The 18,411-nt window shown below is 66.7% G+C and carries 13 protein-coding genes, 2 tRNA genes and 1 other RNA gene; 5 read left to right on the top strand and 11 right to left on the bottom strand.

The genetic code is table 11. The features are described from left to right. Positions 1-172 precede the first annotated feature (172 nt). The 5 genes from ssrA to ftsE all read right to left on the bottom strand — a co-directional run bounded on the left by ssrA (position 173) and on the right by ftsE (position 4,342). Positions 173-543: a transfer-messenger RNA gene (gene ssrA, locus RIV14_RS09110) on the bottom strand. A 164-nt stretch (positions 544-707) separates the two neighbouring features. Further along, positions 708-1,244, bottom strand: coding sequence for an SsrA-binding protein SmpB (smpB, locus tag RIV14_RS09105; RefSeq protein ID WP_075371705.1), 537 nt, complete (start codon positions 1,242-1,244; stop codon positions 708-710). A 155-nt stretch (positions 1,245-1,399) separates the two neighbouring features. After that, entirely contained in the window at positions 1,400-2,716 is a 1,317-nt protein-coding gene (locus tag RIV14_RS09100; RefSeq protein ID WP_075371704.1) for a peptidoglycan DD-metalloendopeptidase family protein, read from the bottom strand. A 6-nt stretch (positions 2,717-2,722) separates the two neighbouring features. Beyond that, positions 2,723-3,640, bottom strand: coding sequence for a permease-like cell division protein FtsX (gene ftsX, locus RIV14_RS09095; RefSeq protein WP_075371310.1), 918 nt, complete (start codon positions 3,638-3,640; stop codon positions 2,723-2,725). A gap of 12 nt (positions 3,641-3,652) precedes the next feature. Beyond that, positions 3,653-4,342: a cell division ATP-binding protein FtsE gene (gene ftsE / locus RIV14_RS09090; RefSeq protein ID WP_075371887.1), complete on the bottom strand. Its 690-nt coding sequence runs from the start codon at positions 4,340-4,342 to the stop codon at positions 3,653-3,655. A gap of 215 nt (positions 4,343-4,557) precedes the next feature. Here ftsE and RIV14_RS09085 point away from each other — a divergent pair, with 215 nt between their 5' ends. Further along, the gene (locus RIV14_RS09085) at positions 4,558-5,118 is read left to right on the top strand and encodes a TY-Chap domain-containing protein (RefSeq protein ID WP_075371703.1); all 561 of its coding nucleotides are present in this window, start codon (positions 4,558-4,560) and stop codon (positions 5,116-5,118) included. On the opposite strand, the gene RIV14_RS09080 is transcribed toward RIV14_RS09085, so the two are convergent. The 4 genes from RIV14_RS09080 to RIV14_RS09065 all read right to left on the bottom strand — a co-directional run bounded on the left by RIV14_RS09080 (position 5,111) and on the right by RIV14_RS09065 (position 9,453). Continuing rightward, positions 5,111-5,806: a single-stranded DNA-binding protein gene (locus RIV14_RS09080; RefSeq protein WP_075371702.1), complete on the bottom strand. Its 696-nt coding sequence runs from the start codon at positions 5,804-5,806 to the stop codon at positions 5,111-5,113. The two genes, RIV14_RS09085 and RIV14_RS09080, sit on opposite strands and share 8 nt — an antisense overlap. 169 nt (positions 5,807-5,975) lie before the next feature. Further along, on the bottom strand, positions 5,976-7,475 hold the full coding sequence (locus tag RIV14_RS09075) for a GTPase (RefSeq protein ID WP_075371701.1): 1,500 nt from the start codon (positions 7,473-7,475) through the stop codon (positions 5,976-5,978). Further along, complete coding sequence (locus RIV14_RS09070) at positions 7,472-9,073, bottom strand: GTPase domain-containing protein (protein WP_075371700.1); 1,602 nt, start codon at positions 9,071-9,073, stop codon at positions 7,472-7,474. The genes RIV14_RS09075 and RIV14_RS09070 overlap by 4 nt, the downstream gene beginning before the upstream one ends. A gap of 307 nt (positions 9,074-9,380) precedes the next feature. Further along, positions 9,381-9,453, bottom strand: a tRNA-Arg gene (locus RIV14_RS09065). A 398-nt stretch (positions 9,454-9,851) separates the two neighbouring features. Between RIV14_RS09065 and RIV14_RS09060 the strand changes: the two genes are divergently transcribed. Further along, positions 9,852-12,542: an ATP-binding cassette domain-containing protein gene (locus tag RIV14_RS09060; protein WP_075371699.1), complete on the top strand. Its 2,691-nt coding sequence runs from the start codon at positions 9,852-9,854 to the stop codon at positions 12,540-12,542. A 95-nt stretch (positions 12,543-12,637) separates the two neighbouring features. On the opposite strand, the gene RIV14_RS09055 is transcribed toward RIV14_RS09060, so the two are convergent. Beyond that, entirely contained in the window at positions 12,638-15,142 is a 2,505-nt protein-coding gene (locus RIV14_RS09055) for a serine/threonine-protein kinase (protein ID WP_075371698.1), read from the bottom strand. A gap of 183 nt (positions 15,143-15,325) precedes the next feature. Between RIV14_RS09055 and orn the strand changes: the two genes are divergently transcribed. The 3 genes from orn to RIV14_RS09040 all read left to right on the top strand — a co-directional run bounded on the left by orn (position 15,326) and on the right by RIV14_RS09040 (position 17,197). Continuing rightward, positions 15,326-15,937, top strand: coding sequence for an oligoribonuclease (gene orn, locus RIV14_RS09050; protein ID WP_075371886.1), 612 nt, complete (start codon positions 15,326-15,328; stop codon positions 15,935-15,937). A gap of 118 nt (positions 15,938-16,055) precedes the next feature. Then, positions 16,056-16,131: transfer RNA gene (locus RIV14_RS09045), tRNA-His, on the top strand. Between the two features lie 205 nt (positions 16,132-16,336). After that, positions 16,337-17,197 carry a polysaccharide deacetylase family protein gene (locus RIV14_RS09040; RefSeq protein WP_075371697.1) on the top strand — a complete coding sequence of 287 codons (861 nt, stop codon included), beginning with the start codon at positions 16,337-16,339 and terminating at the stop codon, positions 17,195-17,197. A gap of 7 nt (positions 17,198-17,204) precedes the next feature. On the opposite strand, the gene tagD is transcribed toward RIV14_RS09040, so the two are convergent. After that, positions 17,205-17,624 carry a glycerol-3-phosphate cytidylyltransferase gene (gene tagD / locus RIV14_RS09035; RefSeq protein WP_075371696.1) on the bottom strand — a complete coding sequence of 140 codons (420 nt, stop codon included), beginning with the start codon at positions 17,622-17,624 and terminating at the stop codon, positions 17,205-17,207. Between the last annotated feature and the right edge of the window lie 787 nt (positions 17,625-18,411).

The following is an 18,411-nucleotide window of genomic DNA, read 5'->3' as shown; positions in this document are numbered from 1 at the left end:
TGAGACAAACAACGGAGGACCCAGCGCCCGAAGCGCCGTCACAGCCGGACAAAGCGTAGCCCCCACCACCCTTGATGGGTGGTGGGGGCTCCGTACTGCGTTCCCAAACGCGATACCCGTCCCGTACCCTCACCAGGCAACCACAGGCACTTTTCGTTGGAAACTCGGGAATTTGTGGAGATGGGGGGAATCGAACCCCCGTCCGACGGCCGCACAACAGGACTTCTCCGGGTGCAGCTCGCTAGCGTTTTTCTCAGCCCCGGCGTCTCACGCGAGCAAGGACGCCGACGGGCTCAGTCGATGAAAAGTCCCAAGAGCCCTACCGACACGGGCTCTCAGCAGTGGCTTCCTGGATGACGCCAGGAACCGGGGCGGAAGCGCTCCCCGGGCTGACGGACTTCGAGGCTCGCTCAGGCGGCGAGGGCGAAGTCGGTGCGAGTGTTATCGGCACCTATTGGTTCGCGCAGAGCGTTGACGAGATGACTGCGCATCCTCGACCCGCTTCTCCTGAACCTACGACCGTCGTCGAAACCGATCATCCCCTATGGAGGTGTCACCGGACTCCCGCAGGAGACCTGGAACGCGCTCTCAGCAGAGCCAGGCCACTTTAGCAGAATCAGGGACGAGAACACAGAAGGCCGCTGCCCCGTGCCTCACACGGCCGGTCAGCAGGTAGAAACACTCAAGGAGTCTTGCTCCCGCCCGTCTCAGCCCCGACGCCGGTTGGCGGCTGCCATGGCCCGGGCCGCCTCCCGCTTGTCCTGTGCCTCACGCAGCGCCTGGCGCTTGTCCCAGTCCTGCTTGCCCCGAGCCAGGGCGATCTCCAGCTTGGCGCGTCCCTCGATGAAGTACAGCTCCAGCGGGACCACCGTGTAGCCCTTGGCCTGGACCCTGGTCTCGAGGCGCTCCAGCTCGCTGCGGTGCAGGAGCAGCTTGCGCTTGCGACGCGGGGAGTGGTTGTTCCACGTCCCCTGCAGGTACTCGGGTATGTGAGCCCCTTGGAGCCAGGCCTCGCCATGGCGGTCGATCTCGATCCAGGCCTCGGTCAGCGAGGCCCGCCCCATGCGCAGCGCCTTGACCTCGGTGCCGGTGAGGACCAGTCCCGCCTCGTAGCGGTCCTCGATGAAGTAGTCGTGGGTCGCCTTGCGGTTACGGGCCACCGTCTTGTGGGCGTCGGAGGCGGCCTTCGCCTTCTGTCCGGCCGTCGGCTTGGACGCCCGAGCAGACTTGGAGGCAGGGGTCATCGGCCTGTCCTTTCACGAGTACGGGATGGCTGGCGCTCCCCTGTCAGAACGACCCGGAGCCTCCTCCGAGCGGACCGAGCCCGACCGGGGCATCGTGGCGTAACACGACGATACGCAGGGACAGGAGTCTACGGGCCCAGTCAAGACGGACTCGCCTAGAAGCCGGGCAGGGACATCGGGTCGATGTACACCCCGTCCTGAGCCACCTGGAAGTGGACGTGCGCCCCGGTCGCGTAGCCGGTTGAGCCGGTCGCGCCGACGACGTCGCCGCGATTGACCTGCTGACCGTCGGCAATGCTGCGCGAGGAGAGGTGGCACAGGGTGATGACGTAGGAGTGCCCTTCGATGATGCCACCGTTGATGTCGATGCCGATGCCGCAGGACTCGGAGTTCCAGTAGGTGGCCACTCCGGAGACCGCCGCGTACTGGGGCGTTCCCTCACTCGCGGCGAAGTCGACCCCCTGGTGCCCTGTTGCGACACCGGTGACCGGATGGACGCGGTACCCGAAGGGCGAGGTCACCTCGAGCGGGCCGGTGATCGGGTGACCGATGTACCCGCTTCCCAGGGAGTCGGCGCCGATCGAGCTCGCGGGGACCGAGGGCATCGTTCCGGCGCTGGCCGCAGCCCGGTTGGCGGCGTCGATCTGGGCGACTCGCGATGCCGCGGCCGCGGCATCGGCGTTGGCCTGGTCGAGCTGGGACTGCAGATCGCTCTTACGGCTCTCCAACGCCTCGGCGGCCGACTTCTTCTGCGCGGCCAGCTTGGCGACCTCGTCCCGCTTGGTCTTGGCCGCGTCCCGGGCCGCCTTGGCGTTCGCCTCGGCGGTGTCGGCCTCGGTCTTGAGCGTGCTGACTCGCGTGGTGGCAGCATTCTGCCTGGCCTCACGGTTGGCGTTCTGAGCGCGCTCGACCTCGGCGGCGGACAGTACCGCCTCCTGGACCCCTGAGCCGATCTCAACCGCTGAGGCTCGCTGGCTGAGCTCCTCGACGTCCTGGGAGGCGAGGACATAGCTCCAGGAGGTCACCGAGTTGTCCCCCTGATAGGTGGACACGACGATCTCCGCCACGGAGCCGGAGGTCTCCTCGGCCGTCTTCTTGGATGCCTCGGACTCCTTCTTTACCGTCTCAAGGCTGTTCTGCGCCGTGTTCAGGCGGTCACTGGCGATCTGCTGCTCCCTCTCCTTGGCGGCCAGAGTCGTCTCAGCGGTGGTCAGCTGTGTCTCCGCGGTGCTCAAGGAGGCCTGGGCGTTCTGAAGCGAGATGTAGGCCTGCCCCAGATCGGCGCTGACCCCCTCCAGCGAGGAGATCACCTGCTGCTGCTTGCGCTGCGCCTCATCCTGCTTGGCGACGGCGTCGTCTCGCTCATCGGCCAGGGAGATGTCCCCGGAGTAGAAGAAGACGAGGCTGGCGGCGGCCAGGGCGCAGACTGCGGCACGCCGGCGTGAGCGGTGCAGGAACAGACGAGACAGCATGTGAGATCAGATCCTCGTGTACTTGGACAGGGATAAGGCGGAGGAGACCGCGGCCAGGGCGATGGCGGCCAGAATCAGCCAGGGCGACAGGAGGAGGACATCCCTGGTGCTGATGAAGGCGCTCGTGAAGGAGATGGATGAGGCGAGCCACCCCTCCACGACGTAGCGCACTCCTAGCCACAGCGTGGCCACGGCGAGAATCGCCCCGGTGAGGGCGGCGATGACTCCTTCGAGGATGAAGGGCAGCTGGATGAAGAGGTTCGAAGCCCCCACCAGGCGCATGATCCCGGTCTGTCGGGAACGGGACATGGCCGACAGCCTGATGGTCGTCGAGATGAGCAGCACCGCGGCCACCGCCATGATTGTCGCCAGCCCTCCCGTGATCCAGGAGGCCCGGTTCATCACGAGGAAGAGCGGCTCGAGGGTGGAACGCTGGTCGACCACCCGCTCCACGCCGCTGTGCCCCTCGAACTGCTCGGCCACCAGCTTGTAGTTCTCGGCGTCCTTGAGCTTGATGCGGAAGGACACGGGCATCATGTCCTCCGTCGCGTTCCTCCCGACGGCGGACTTGGCGTAGGCCTTCATGAAGTTCTGGTAGGCCTGGGCCTTGGTCTCCATCTGGTAGGACTTGACGTAGCCGGAGGGGGCGCCGCTGGTGATGAGGTTCTCGACCTCGCTGATCTGGGCGGCGGTGGCCTCGCCGTTGGCGCAGTTGGAGGAGGCCGACGACTTGGGGCACATGTAGACCGAGACCTCGACCTTGTCGTACCAGTCGCCCTTCATGGTCGAGATCTGGCTCTGCAGCAGCGACGAGGCCCCGACGAAGAGCAGCGACACGAAGGCGACGAGAATCACCGACACCGTCATCGCCAGGTTCCGGTACATGCCCTTGGCGGTCTCCGACAGGACGAAACGCAGTCTCACAGTTCTTCTCCTTCAGCGGTCCGAGCCGTAGACGCCGCGGTCCTGGTCGCGCACGACCTCGCCGCCCTTGAGCTCGATGACGCGTTTACGCATCTGGTCGACGATCTCGTCGTCGTGAGTCGCCATGACGACCGTGGTCCCCTGCCGGTTGATGCGGTCGAGCAGACGCATGATGCCGACCGACGTCGAGGGGTCCAGGTTCCCGGTGGGCTCATCGGCCAGGAGGAGCTTGGGCCGGTTGACCATGGCGCGGGCGATCGCCACGCGCTGCTGCTCACCCCCGGAGAGCTCGTGCGGCAGGCGCCTCTCCTTGCCCGCCAGCCCCACCAGGTCGAGGGCCTCGGGCACAGCGGAAAGGATGTAGTGGCGCGGCTTACCGATCACCTGGGAGGCCAGCGCCACGTTCTCCAGGACGGTCTTGTTCTCCAGGAGCCGGAAGTCCTGGAAGACGAAGCCGATCTCCCGTCGCAGCTGGGGAACCTTCCATGAGGAGATCTGCGACAGGTCACGTCCCAGGACGTGGATGCGTCCCTTGGTGGGACGTTCCTCCCGGATGACCAGCCTCAGGAATGTCGACTTGCCCGATCCCGAGGCGCCGACAAGGAACACGAACTCGTCACGATTGATCTTGATGTCGACGTCGTCGAGCGCCGGACGCATCCCCCGGTCATAGACCTTCGAGACGTGGTTGAAGCGGATCATCTGCTCGTTGCTCCCCTGCTGCGCCCCGAGCACGGCACTCGGGTTCATGGCGTTGTGGCCACCGTATGCGTCGACACGCCATTTTTCCGCCGTGACACGCCCAGCATCGATGTGGCTTGTGATGGCCGGGACGCGGTGTGATCCTCCTGTGATCACAGACCTCGACAGCCCCAAGCTCCAACCACTGACCGGCAACGCGCCCTAGGCTTGGGAGCATGAGTGAGACCCCCCTATCGCCCGCGCTGTCACGTGCCTTCGAGGATCGCGTCGACCTGGGTTCCTGGGCGGGCTTCACCTCGTCGCTGGCCCGGTTCCTCGACGAGGTGTGCAGGCCGTCCGCGCAGCGGGGAGAATCCGTCGAGGCCGCCATTGACCCGTCCGGCGGGACCCTGCTGCTGACTGCCCCGGTCCCCATGGTCAAGCCCGAGGAGCTGGCTCCCCAGGGGCGCTGGTCGCAGCTGCTGGCAAGACTGTCCCTGATCACTCCCCCTGTTCCCTCCCCGGACCTGCCGGGCGTGGTCCTCGTCGGACGCTCCGACGGCATCGAGGTCTCGCTGCCTGAGCTCGATGCGCAGGGACGGGTGCTGCTCGGCCCCACCGAGCGCAGGATCCTGGGGGCGATCGGCTGGCAGGAGAGCCATCATGTCTTCGCCAGGCTGCTGTCCGACGCGGACGAGACCGCCGACCTGGTGGCCCGTATCCTCATCGAGGTGCTCGAGGTCGCCCATCCCGCAGACCTCGACTACCTCCTGCGCGCGCACTCGGACATCAGTTGACCCCTGCGGCCTGCTCGACGAGATCATCGGCGAGCTCGTAGGCGGGCCACGGCTCCCCGGTCTGGTCCTCGGTGCGCACGCTGGCCGGATCGACGACGAAGGACTCGGAGCTCTCTGCGTGCGTCGCGCCGGACCCGCCGAACCCGGTGGGCTCAGTGGACTTGGAGGACTCCTGGGGGGCTGCGGGCCCCGGGACCGGTGAAGCCGGGGCACCTGAGGCCGCCGTCTCGACGTCCCAGTGATCCGATGAGACGTGCTCGTCGCCACCGGGCTCGGGCTCGACATCACCGGTTCCACCGCCCGAGGAGGCCGAAGGCGCCGACTCCACGGCTTTCACGCGCGCGAAGCGGGACTCCCCTCTGGTCAGGTCGTGACCGGCGGCCTGAAGCGTGATGACGTTGGTCTCGTGCTTCCTGCCGTTGCTCTCCCAGGACTCCTGGGAGAAACGTCCGGTGAGCAGGACCGCGTCCCCTTTACGCAGGGAGTGACTCAGATTGGCGGCGAGCTGCCCCCATGCCTTGGCGGTGAACCAGATCGTCTCGGCATTGTTCCAGCCCTGCTCAGTGCGGTAGGTCGGGGTGACGGCGACGCGGAAACGACAGTAGGGACGGGCACTGTCCCCGACACGGGACAGGACCGGACTGGTTCCGACGACGCCCTGAACGGTGAGGTCGAGCTGACGAGTCATGAGGGGGCTCCTTGGTTGTGGGCGGGCGGCCCTCTGCCGCCCCTGCACCACAACGGTGCTCGGCCCGCCCCTCAGGTGCCCAGCCGGACCCGGGCTTACTCCCCACATGACTCTGCCCGGAGGGCAGGCTGAGGGCTGTGGCCACGCGGTGGCCTTGGCACAGACGGGGTTAGAGCCCCAGAGCCGATTGCAGCACCCGGTGCTTGTCCAGAACCTTGGCGGCCGGCCGGCTCAGTCCCCGCTCAACCACGGACTCCAGGCGGTCACGCACCCGTTGTCCATAGCGCTGCGCCTCGCGGCGCGCTCTGCTGCGCCGGCGCACCGTGGCGATCAGGACCGCTATGAGTCCGACAGCGATAAAGCAGACCGGGACGATCTCGATACTGCGGTGCAGGACCTCGAGCCCCTCGCGCACCACGGAGGCGGACAGCCACGACACCCCACCGAGCACCATGAGCAGGCCTCCCCACCACAGCAGGTCGATCAGCGGCTGTCGGTGCCCTGGCAGCGCCACGGAACCGACCGCCTCAGCAGTCTGCCCCGCCAAGGTCTCCGGGGAGACGACGGCGGCCTCCAGACTCCGGGCCCATGTAGGCGGCAGCCCCTGCGAGGTGCGGTGGACCCATGTGGAGTGGGCCGAGGACACTGCGGTACGCGAGGGCGGTTCGGGACGGGCCAGGGCCCTGGGCAGCACCCTGGACAGCCCGGCTCTCACCGAGTCCTCCACCGCCTGGGCGCCAGAAGCCTGCAGCAGCACCTTGGTGGTCTCCTCGGTGAGCTCGGCATTGAGCTCCACCTTGTTGCGGGCCACCGTGGGACGCAGACGACGCGTGATCGCGTCAAGCTCGGCCGAGGCCGTGCGTGCCGCGTTGGACTCCCGTGCGACGCGCTGGCGCAACATGCTGCGCACGACGTCGAGGTTGTCGCCGCGCACGGCCGAGACCGGGAGCACCTGAACCCGACTGAGCCCGTCGTCCTTGAGAAGAGACCCGACGTCGTCCAGCAGACTCGCCAAGCCGCTCTCCGGAAGGGTGTCCACCTGGTTGACCAGGACGAGCATGTCCTCCTGACGGGCCCCCAGTCCGCGCAGGTAACCGTCGTGCAGGGCCGCGTCGGCGTACTTCTGAGGATCAACCACCCACACGAGGATGTCGGCCAACGGGACGAGGCGATCCACTTGCAGGGAATGCTCGGTCGTCACTGAGTCGTAGTCGGGAACATCGAGCAGGACCAGGCCGGACATGGAGCCCTGGTCCTCGGCGTCGAGAATCGAGTCCCTCCGGATACGCCGTTCCGAGGAGACCCCGAGGAAGTCCAGGAGCGGGCCGGCGTCGTCACCCCAGGAGCAGGCGGCCGCCCGCGACGTCGTGGGACGACGCGCGCCGACATCTGCGAAGTTCAGCTGGGTCAAGGCGTTGAACAGCGACGACTTGCCCGAACCGGTGCCCCCGAAGAGCGCCACGACGGTGTGATCCACTCCCAGCGCCAGACGCTGGGCCACGGCATCGAGCGCCTTGTGGGCAGGGATCGACAGGGAGGCCGGAACCTCCGTGGGGCACAGGCGCAGGGCTTCTCGAACCGCATTCAGACGGGCATCGAGGTGCTCGGCGTCGAGCACCTCGAAACCTCTGTGCGCCGAGGTGGAGGGGACGGATTCGGAATGGCTCATGCTGTGGCTCCGGGACGGGTGAAGGGCTTGAGCTCGCCCGAGCGCAGACGCAGCGCAGCGGCGAACCCAGGGGCGGGGGCGAGCGAGGTGGCCGCCCCCTTGGGGACTGTGGCAGTCAGCGCCTCCGTGACCGCTTCCACCAGGAGGGCGCTGGCCTGAGCGGTCTGCTCCTCCAGTCCCAGGCGTCTGGCGGCTGAAACAGCCCCGTCAACGCCGGCTGCGGCGGAGATGAGGAGGTCGATGACACTGCCGGGGCTCAGTCTACGGATGTCCTGCGGGCTCTCGATATTGGCCTCCAGGTAGCCGACCCAGGCCTCAATGGTCGCGGCCGCGTCATCACCCTGCCCCAGGATCCTGTGCGCACGTTCCTCGGCCCCCACCTCGGCCCAGGCCCTTCGAGCCTCGGCGTTCAAGGCGACGATAGCGGCCTGAAGCTGGTTGGCCAGGGCCTGGCGAGCATCGTTGGCCAGCTGGGAGAGCCCCTCGGCGCGAGCCTTGCCCGCCCGTCCCAGGAACCCTCTGCGCAACTTGCCCCCCTGGGCCAGCGAGGCCAGCGGGCCCCCGGAGGAGGCCAGGGTGATCCACCGGGTAGCGGTGGCGCCCTGGCCTGCAACGCCGGCCCTGATGTCGGCGCTCATGGCCTCGATGGCGGTCTCCCTCAGCTCCTGGCACGTCCTCTCCAGCTCCTGGGCCACCGCGTCCTGGGCGTCGACGTCGTCGGCCAGGCGCTCCAGGTCGGCGCGCAGTGTGCTCCACACCCCTCTGCCGGTACGACGCACGAGACCGGCTGCACGGTGACGCCCGGCGAGGAGCTGCAGCCAGTCGCGCAGCTCGCTGACGCCATCACCCGACAGGAGCCCCTCGTGTGGCCCGGCGTCCGGGACGACGAAGAAGGGCGCCTCCGACAGTCCCAGCCCCTGCAGGCGGGTGATGAGATCCCGACGCACCTCGGGCAGAATCTTCGCCGGCACCCGGTTAAGAACCACGCCGATGGGAGTCTCACGGCGTGCGGCCTCCTCCAGCGTCGTCCACGGTGTCTGATCGCCGTAACGCGCCGCGGTGGTGACGAAGAGCCACAGGTCGGCCGCCTCCAGCAGCCTGCCGGCCAGAGCCCGGTTGGCCTCGTGCACGGAGTCCAGGTCCGAGGCATCGATCAGGGCCAGGCCGGCCGGAATGGCAGCGGAGACCTCCTGCCGGCACACCTGGGTCAGAGGGTGCTCGGACAGTGAACCCATATCCTCAGGATTGGCCACCAGCACCGGAGTTCGAGTGGTGGGCCTGAGCACGCCGGCAACTGAGACCTCCTGACCGAGCACGGAGTTGACGAGCGTGGACTTCCCGGCACCCGTCGATCCGCCGATCACCACGATGGATGGGATGTCGGCATCCTGGAGGCGAGGAATGACCTGGTCACGGACCTGCCCGATGAGACCGTCGCGCAACGTGCGCGCAGCCTCAATGCCGTCGGCACTCAGAGCCAGGTCGAGGCGCTCAAGATCCCGGACCAGGTCGGACAGGACATCGAGGAGCTGAGCGCGACTCAGGGCGGAGACGGGGGCGTCGTCCTGGGAGTGGCGCGAGGGGACAGGAGCGGGCATGTGCCAACACTATGAGCACAGCGCAGCGGAGTCGACGATTGATCTCGACAGTTCACACCACATGTGTCGCAAGCCCAGTGAGAGTCTCCTGTCACCCCGCTGTGACCACTGAGAGCGCGCACCGAATCTCGCACGAGAAGAACATCCGCCCCTCAGGCGTGCCCGGAACTCAGCCTCCGACTGCGGCGTCCAAGCCGGATAAAGCCGGAGGCGATGAGTGCGACATCGTCGCCTCAGTGCCTGCGATCCGGCGACCCGAACGGTCGATAGTCCGCGGAATATCAACCTTCTCGGTCTCGACAGCCAGTGCCCCCGGCCGGACTCGAACCGGCAACCTGCGGATTAGAAGGCCGATGCTCTATCCATTGAGCTACGGAGGCGTGCGCGAAGCGCCTCACCAGCCTACGCCATCAACCCGGTGGCCCCGCCCCCGACGAGAGGGGCGCCCCAGCGCTGTTGTCAGCACCAGAAGACGATCTCGAGAAGATCACGCTGCCATGACGAGCGTGCATCGATCCGAACGGCCGATCGGTTCTGCATAGCCACAACGGTCATGCCTCACGCCACTCAGCGCCCGCGCCGCAATACGACCGTGATCGCACTGCAACGGCCCTGTGACCGGTTCGATCGACACCTCGGAGATCCCCGTACCCGCCCCGACGACGCCATCAGCATGTATCCAACCTCACGCCGGGGAGTCCTCACTCTTAGCGACGACGCCGAAACACCAGTATCGTGGCCGGAAGCCCCCATCCCACCCCTCCGGAAGGACCGCCCCTTGCCCACTCCCGCACTCATCGTGCGCTCCCTCTCTGCCCAGGCATCACTGGAGCCCCACACCTTCACCGCGCCTTTCACCGTGGGACGCTCACCGGACAGCGATGTTCAGATCGTCCACCCCCTGGTCTCCCGCACCCACCTCCAGGTGACCCCCACCCCGACCGGGTGGGCGGTGAGGTGCCAGGGACGTAACGGCATGCTCGTCAACGGGGCCGTGACGCGCGAGGCACTCGTGACTCAAGGCACTCGTATCCAGCTGGGCGACGCCTCCGGGCCTGCGCTGGGGCTCACTCCGGTCGTCTCCGGCAGCGCGCCTCAGACCGGCGCCCCCGTCCAGTCCCAGCCGATGGGCCAGCCCGTGCCATCCGCGCCGAGCGCCCCCTTCATCCCCTCGCAGCCGAGTGCGGCCTCCGCCCCGCAAGCCGCTCCCCTCCTCCAGCGCCCTGCCGGCCAGTCCCCGGCCGCAGCCCTCTCGGCGCAGGCCGCGCCCGTGCCCCAGGCCATGGCATCAGCGTCCTCAGCAGCCACCTACGTGGCACCCCCGGGCCGCCCGGCGCCGCCCTCATCGAGCTCAGCGAGCTCGGGCGCCTTCCCCACCTCGCGGCACACGCTCAAGTCCTTCCGCGTCACCTCCTCGGGCACCATCGGGCGCGCGCCCGACAACACCCTGGTTCTGGACGACCCGCTCATCTCCAAGCACCATGCCCGTATCGACGTCTCCCCCAACGGAATGGTCGTCACCGATCTGGGCTCCACCAACGGCCTGTATGTCGCTGGGCAGCGCGTGTCACAGGTCCAGGTCACCCAGCCCGTGCTTCTGGGACTGGGCTCCACATTCATCGCCCTGAGCCCGGACGGTCTGTGCGAGGTCCAGGTTGCGGGCGGAGCCGGCGGCGAGCTGGTGGGTAAGGACCTGACCTTCCGCGTCAACAACGGCAGCATGACGCTGCTTGACGGCATCTCCTTCTCCCTGCCGGGCAATGAGCTGCTGGCCGTCGTCGGCCCGTCGGGAGCCGGGAAGTCGACGCTGCTCAAGGCCCTCACCGGTGAGCAGAAGGCCCAGGAGGGCCAGGTGCTCTTCAACGGGCTGGACGTGTACGAGCACTACCCGGTCATGCGCAACAAGATCGGCGTGGTCCCCCAGAGCGACGTCATTCACTCAGCCCTCACTGTCCGCAAGACCCTCGAGTACGCCGCTGAGCTACGCTTCGCCAAGGACGTGTCCAAGGCCGAGCGGCGCCAGCGCATTGCCGAGGTCCTGGAGGATCTCGACCTGACCGCGCATGTGGACAAGCGGGTCAAGAAGCTCTCCGGAGGACAGCGCAAGCGGGTCTCCACCGCCATCGAGCTGCTGACACGCCCCAGCCTCCTGTTCCTCGACGAGCCCACCTCCGGTCTGGACCCCCAGCTGGACCGTGACGTCATGGACCTGCTGGCGTCCCTGGCTCACGGGACACGTCCTGGTGACAGCGGCCGCACGGTCGTCGTCGTCACCCACAATGAGAACCACATCGACCGCGCGGACAAGGTCCTCATCCTGGCTGCGGGCGGCAAGCCCGTCTACTACGGCTCCCCCCGCGAGGTGCTCCCCTACTTCCGCCAGAGGCTCAACGAGATTGCCTCTCAGGGCCGCCTGCTGCTCAACACGCCGAAGGGCACTCTGCCCGACCCGCCCGCGGTGGACGGCTACGCCGACGTCTACGCCCTCATCCGCAACCACACCGCGGAGCTGCGTCAGTACATGGAGGCCACGGTGCCCTCGACGCGGCGCGGAGGGGCTCCCGCAGCGGCCGCAGGACCGGCGACGCAGGAGAAGCCGCCCAAGCAGCAGTCCGTGCTCAGGCAGGTCTCGACCCTCGTTCGGCGCCAGCTGCGGATCGTGGCGGCGGACCCGTCCTACCTCGCCTTCATGCTGTTGCTACCCATCATCATGGGACTGCTGACCAAGGCGATCGAGGGCAGCGACGGCTTCGCGGTCCCCCACTATCCGGAGCCCACTCCCCCGACGCCGGAGAACCCCACTCCCCCGATCATCAGGTACTCCAGCCAGGCCCTGCAGCTGCTGGTCATCCTCATCACCGGGGCGGCGTTCTCCGGGATGTCGGCGACCATCCGCGATCTCATCGGGGAGCGGGACGTCTTCCTGCGGGAGAAGGCCGTCGGCCTGAGAGCCGGCGCCTACCTGTTCTCCAAGGCAACCATCCTGGCGCTCATCACCACCATTCAGACCGCACTGATGGTGGGTATCGCCCTGGCCCTCAACAAGGGCCCCACTGACGCCGTCATCCTGGAGGGGTGGCCGGGTCTGGAGCTGGCCTTCTGCTGCTGGGCCGTCGCCTTCGTCTCCGGGCTCTTGGGACTGGCGGTCTCTGCGATGGTCTCCTCCTCCGAGCAGGTTATGCCGGTCCTGGTGGTCTCCATCATGGCCCAGCTGGTCCTGTCCGGCGGCATCATCCCGATCGCGGGACGGGCGGTCTTCGAGCAGCTCGCCTGGTTCATGCCATCGCGGTGGGGTTACGCGATGGCCTCCTCCACCCTGGATATGCTTGCCATCCTGCCCAACCGCGACGACGCACTGTGGAAGCACGAGACCGCACAGTGGCTGACGGACTACGGCCTGCTCTCAGCCATCGGCCTGGCCTGCATGGTGGTGTGCTACGTCGCCCTAGCCCGCCGCGGGCGTCGCTGACTCTTCCCAGTCCTCCCGACGTGAGCGCCGGGGTGCCGACCACAGAGATGGTCCGCACCCCGGCGCCACGTATCGGCCGTGTATCACAGATGCTCCTACTTGCTGGTGATGCGGGAGACCACTAGGTCGAAGTTGAAGGAGGAGCCCTGTACGACCAGGAGGCGGGCGTCGCTCTGGCCCTCGGCGGGAACAATGGTGCCATCGTAGGCTCCGGGGGTCTTCCAGCCGACCTTGCCCGTATCCGGGGACACGGCGACGACCAGGTTCCCTGGATCACTACTCAAGAAGCTGTACTTCCCGACCTCCATCAGCACCTGTCCGTCACGGAGCAGCCCAACGGGTTTGATGTGACAACCATCGGAATGCGAGAACTCGGGCAGCGCGAGCTGCTTGCTGCCGACCTTGGCCGTGCAGGCACTGGTGTCGACGACGACGTTGACCGTGCCGTCGGAACCGATGACCGGGGTGGTCGAGGACGATGCCTTCGCCAAGGAGGAGTAGGCGTCTTTCAGTGACGAGGCATCCAGTGGCGCAGACGCGGCCCACCAGTGCTTCTCCGAGAACTTCCCCGAGACGGTTGATGCCTCGCTGCCGTTGGCCTTGTAGATGGTGGCACCCGAGGACGTCACTCGGGAGAAGGCCTGCGGCCCGGATTCGATGTTGAATCCACCGGGGAACCGAGTGTCCTTGTCGAACTCCGAGTCCGGTTGCTCGCCGTGCTCGGAGACGAGGACCTCGCCGGTCTTGGCCGACAGCACCTGGAACTGTCTCGACTTGATCTCGTAGGTGAGGATGAAGCCGTTATCGACCCGGCCTCCTTTGTAGTCGCCAGAAATCCGCCACTTCTCCTTGCCGGAGGCGTCGTACGCCCTCATGGGGCCTCCGTCGAAACCCTCCCCCTTGTCGGAGACCATGCCGAGCTCCGGCGTCGCGCCGATGTAGAAGGAGTCCTTGGAGAAAGGCACCTTGGAGGTCTTGCCCGCAGCCCCGATCACCGTGGACTCGTCACTGGTCTTGGTGCAGAGCATCGAGCCACCGACCCAGGGCCGGACCTTGTAGCACTCGCCCTTCCACACCGGCGTCGTCGTGCTCTTCGTGAGATCGACGAGCCTCGCATCGCTACCCTGCTCGAAGGCCATCGTGGTCCCGTCTGCGGACATGACGGGGTCGGAGACATCCGAGTAGCGCAGCTCCTCCCGGACACCATTGCCGGCAGGCAGGTCCACCGCCCACCTTTTGCCGGTCTCCGCTCCGGAGAAAAAGTACCACCAGGTCGCGCTCGCCCCCACTACTGCCAGGACGGTGACCACGGCAGCCGCAGCCACCCACCGGCGCCGCCACCACCGCCGATGCGCACCGGTCTGCGGTCCGCCCGTCGCAGCCTCCGGGTACTGCGGGCCCTGTTGACTGTAGAAAGCGGGCGCGGATGGGCTGGAGACACCGGGGCTGGTCGACATCTCAGGAACCGCGAAGCCGGCGGTCCCCACCGTTCCCGGGCTGACAGGAGCCTGTCCGAGGCCGGGGACGTACTGCTGCCCGCCCACCAGGGTCGGCGCATCCGGGGCGAAAGGCATCGTGGCTGAGGTCGCCGAGGGACTCGGCAGCGTCGCCGGCGGCGCGGGAGCCGCAGGAGGCAGGGTATCCCAGTCGTAGGGAACGAGCGAGGCCGTTGACTGCGGGGGCGAGGCGAGTCGTGGTGCGGCCGGCAGGCCGGCCAGAGTGGACTGCATGACGTCCAGATGCTGGGCGACGTCCTCAATGGAAGGGCGCGTGTCGGGCTGCTTGGAGATCATCGAGGCGATGAGCTCCCACAGCGGGTCGGGCACTCCCTGGGGCCGGCCCGCGTCACGTCGGGCGTGCTGGCTGAGCAGCTGGGCGGGTTCCCCCACGAACGGCGTCGTCCCGCACACCATCTCGTAGAGCATGATGCCCAGTGAGTAGATGTCGGCGGCAGAGGTCGGAGCCTGCAGCGACAGGATCTCCGGCGCCATGTACAGCGGTGTACCGATGGCCCCCGTGATGTGGGAGGCGGAGAAGGTGTCGCAGATACGCGCCACCCCGAAGTCCGCCAGTCGGGGCACAACAGTCTCGGGCACCTCCCCTCCCGGCGCGACACCGACGGCGACCGTCTCAGCCGGATCGCCGCCCCGGCTGGGACGGGAGCTGAGCAGGACGTTGGCGGGTTTGATGTCCCGGTGGATCACACCGGCCTGATGGACCGAGGACAGTCCCTGAGCGATACGCGTCCCCAGGGACGCCACCTGCGCAGGCGGCAGGCAGCCATGTGCCCTCAGCAGATCTCGCAGGTCACCGCCGTTGACATAGTCCATGACGATCGCGAAGGTGGAGCCCTCGATGACGACGTCACGAATGGCGACGACATAGGGACTGCGCACCCGCAGCAGAGTGGAGCGCTCCTTGATGAAGCGCTCCACGACGTCGGGATTCTCCACCAGGTCCGCACGCAGAACCTTGAAGGCCAGGGTCTCACGGGAGTCGGTACGCCGACCGCGCCAGACCTCTCCCTGGGCACCCGCACCGATCCGGGTCTCCATGATGTAGGAGCTTCCGAGGTGACGGGGATCGGGGCTGTGGGACATCAGTGCTCCGTGTTGCTCAAGGGCGGCCAGACTTCATGGAGACCTTATCGCGATCTTCGCACCACCGGACTGCTCCGCCAGGACATGGGCGCCCATCGCGCCTCGAATCTCACCACTCCCATGGGAGGGTCCAGGGGCCTGAAGCTCGCCGAGATGACTACAGTGGCTCCCGTGAGCAAGCAGATGACAACCTCTGACCCGCTGGTGTGGATCGACTGTGAGATGACGGGCCTGGACCTGAGCGCCGACGCGCTCATCGAGGTCGCCGTCGTCGTCACCGACTATGAGCTCAAGCCCCTGGCGGAGGGAATCGATGTGCTCATCAAGCCTCCTGCCGCCGCGCTGGAGCAGATGGATGACTACGTGCGCACCATGCACACCTCCTCGGGCCTCCTTACTGCCCTGGAGGACGGAGTGACCATGGAGACCGCCCGCGCCACGGTCCTGGACTATGTGACCTCCCTGGTGCCCGAGCCGCGTACCGCCCAGCTCGCGGGCAACTCCGTGGGCACGGACAAGGCGTTCCTTGCCCGCGACATGCCAGAGCTCATCCAGCACCTCCACTACCGGATCGTGGACGTCTCCTCCCTCAAGGAGCTGGCTAAGCGCTGGTACCCCAGGACCTTCTTCCACGCACCGAAGAAGGTCGGCGGGCACCGTGCGCTGGCAGACATCCTGGAGTCCATCGACGAGCTGCGCTACTACCGCGAGGTCCTGTTCCCCGACGGGGAGGGCCCGAGCTCTCAGGAGTGCAAGGACGCGGCTGAGCGGATCCTGCGCACACCCACCAGGTGAGCGGGGCGACGGCACCCTCTGCGCACCTGCCGGACGTGACGTAGTGCACCGAGTCCAGTTTGGTGTGCGGGGAGAGGAGCGGATACAGTACCGATTCGTTGCGGTGATGCCGTACATGGTGGCTGTAGCTCAGTCGGCAGAGCGCCTGGTTGTGGTCCAGGAGGTCGCGGGTTCAAACCCCGTCAGCCACCCCACTGATGGCGGATCATCCCGTCTTCCCCTCTCCCTCCTCGGCAGCAAATGACGCTGCCACCTCGTGGCGCAGGCATGCTGCTGACAGCGAAGGCTCCAGCCTTTCCACTGCGCCCCGATCAACAGGCAGCTCCCTGACTGCACCGCCTCGGCCGGCGGAGCAGGTGCTCGGTGCCCTGACAACCCACCTTCGAGAAAGTCCCTCCCATGCAACGCCGTGACTTCCTGCTCGCCCTGGCCGCCGGAACCGCAGGCTGCCTCAGCGCCTGCAACACCGCACAGCAGGCAGCCCATTCCGCCTCACCGGCCTCACCCCCGGCGCAGGGCTCGCCCCTGGCCTCGCCGTCCCCCTCAGCCACGCCCTCACCGACCCCCTCCCTCAGTCCGCTCCACCTTCAGGACGGCCCTCCACCACTGCCCGCCCCCAGTCCGGCGGACTCACCCATCACCGGCCTGCCGGACAACGTCGGCAACGTCGTGGCCATCACCATCGACGACGGCGTCGACTCCTCAGTCGTGGACGCCTACCTGGACTTCGCCAAGGACTCAGGAGTCCGCCTGACCTTCTTCGTCACCGGCAGCTATCCGAGCTGGACCGACAACCGGGACAAGATGAGGCCCCTGGTGGAATCCGGGCAGGTTCAGCTGGCGAACCACACCTGGACGCATCCCGACCTGACGACGCTGTCGGAGGGCGGGATCATCGAGGAGCTCACCCAGTGCGAGAACCTGCTGCGCAACACCTACGGCGTCACGGGCGCCCCTTTCATCCGGCCGCCCTACGGCGGCCGCAGCTCCTACACCGACTCGGTCTGCGCCAAGGTCGGCTACACGACCACGACCATGTGGTACGGCTCCTTCGGAGACTCCGGCCTGCTCACGCCGGAGGTCCTTCTCGGGGAGGCGCAGAAGTGGCTGCTCGCACAGCACATCGTCATCGGTCACGCGAACTTCCCCACCGTCACTCAGGTCTACGGTCAGATCATCGATATCCTGCGTCAGCGCTCCCTGCAGACTGTCACGCTCGACGACGTCTACTTCGGCCCCGGACACAATCGTCACGTCTGAGGGGCGCTCACCGCACGAGAGCCTCCTGGGCGTCCTCCTGACTCTCGTGGCACGGCCGTCCCTGAGCGGAGCCGATCTCCGGGGTCCGCGGGAGGTAGGCGATCTCGCAGCGACCTTCGAGCTGCTCGTCGAAGGTGCCGATCCAGTCGTCGCCGATGACGAAGACATCGATGCCGTACTCGTCGACGTCCTGGCTCTTCTGGCTCCAGGTCTGCTCGGGAACGACCATGTCGACATAGCGAATGGCCTCAAGCATCGCCTTGCGCTGCTCATAGGAGAAGTAGGAGCGCTTCCCCTTGGAGGCGCTGAACTCATCGGTCGATAGAGCGACGATGAGGTAGTCACCCATAGCCTTGGCCCGGCGCAGCAGCTCGATGTGCCCGTAGTGGAGCAGATCGAAGGAGCCGTAGGTGATGATGCGTTTCATTAGGATTGTCCTCGCGGGTTGGTCCATCGTTTTTGTATGAATCACACAAGAATCGATGGCATTGTCGTTGGTTGCGCGTATGGCGGTTGAACGCGCTCGCCACTAAGTCTAGGCACGAGGCACCCCCCAAAATTCCCTTGTTATCCCTCTGAAGCAGGCTTTCAACTATGTCGGCCGTCACCCACTATCACTTAACCCAATGAATGCGCGAAACCGCCGACCCACTCCTCGCACCGGGCCGCTACAAGCTGAGGCCATCATGTGACAGAACCCTGGTATTCCGCGATATCACAACGATTACGAGCGGTTTCGGCGCCGTCACGATAAGCCCCGAACATCACAGTCTGATTGCAGACAAGCCAATCATGACCACTGTCGCTTTTCCAACTCTGCGACACAACTACCGTTATAAGAAAGCTAGTAAAGAAGGCCACCCCCAGGCCTTTCCCGCCCCAGAAGACCGGAGGTCACCAGTGGTCGCAGTAGCTCCTGCCCGGCCCCTTGCCACCCCCTCCCGTACTGCCTCAAGCGTCCCCTCCATGGCGGCTTCAGCGCCCGGCCTCCCGTCCGATTTCTCAGCGGTGAGTCGAGACATCGCCTCCTGGGCACTATGGCTCTTCCTGGCGACCCTTATCAGGACGCTCTTATCAACGCATCGAATTCTTTATCCGCGCCTGCTCCTGATAGGGGTCGCGGCCGCCGCGCTCATTCAGATGACCGCCTGGTGTGTGACCTGGCACTACTGGCCGTGGGCCTCCACACGGGTCATGCCGTTCGTCATCGTGGC

It is taken from the genome of Actinomyces acetigenes, from assembly GCF_031296635.1.
GTDB classification, from domain to species: Bacteria; Actinomycetota; Actinomycetes; order Actinomycetales; family Actinomycetaceae; genus Actinomyces; species Actinomyces acetigenes.
The sequence above is the reverse complement of the archived record's forward strand: the minus strand, read 5'-3'. Positions and strand labels throughout refer to the sequence as shown.

Coding starts and splice junctions, on each gene's coding strand:
- smpB (WP_075371705.1), bottom strand. CDS start 1,244: ATGACCCCTGCCTCCAAGTCTGCTCGGGCGTCCAAGCCGACGGCCGGA.
- RIV14_RS09100 (WP_075371704.1), bottom strand. CDS start 2,716: ATGCTGTCTCGTCTGTTCCTGCACCGCTCACGCCGGCGTGCCGCAGTC.
- ftsE (WP_075371887.1), bottom strand. CDS start 4,342: ATGATCCGCTTCAACCACGTCTCGAAGGTCTATGACCGGGGGATGCGT.
- RIV14_RS09085 (WP_075371703.1), top strand. CDS start 4,558: ATGAGTGAGACCCCCCTATCGCCCGCGCTGTCACGTGCCTTCGAGGAT.
- RIV14_RS09080 (WP_075371702.1), bottom strand. CDS start 5,806: ATGACTCGTCAGCTCGACCTCACCGTTCAGGGCGTCGTCGGAACCAGT.
- RIV14_RS09075 (WP_075371701.1), bottom strand. CDS start 7,475: ATGAGCCATTCCGAATCCGTCCCCTCCACCTCGGCGCACAGAGGTTTC.
- RIV14_RS09070 (WP_075371700.1), bottom strand. CDS start 9,073: ATGCCCGCTCCTGTCCCCTCGCGCCACTCCCAGGACGACGCCCCCGTC.
- RIV14_RS09055 (WP_075371698.1), bottom strand. CDS start 15,142: ATGTCCCACAGCCCCGATCCCCGTCACCTCGGAAGCTCCTACATCATG.
- orn (WP_075371886.1), top strand. CDS start 15,326: ATGACAACCTCTGACCCGCTGGTGTGGATCGACTGTGAGATGACGGGC.
- RIV14_RS09040 (WP_075371697.1), top strand. CDS start 16,337: ATGCAACGCCGTGACTTCCTGCTCGCCCTGGCCGCCGGAACCGCAGGC.
- tagD (WP_075371696.1), bottom strand. CDS start 17,624: ATGAAACGCATCATCACCTACGGCTCCTTCGATCTGCTCCACTACGGG.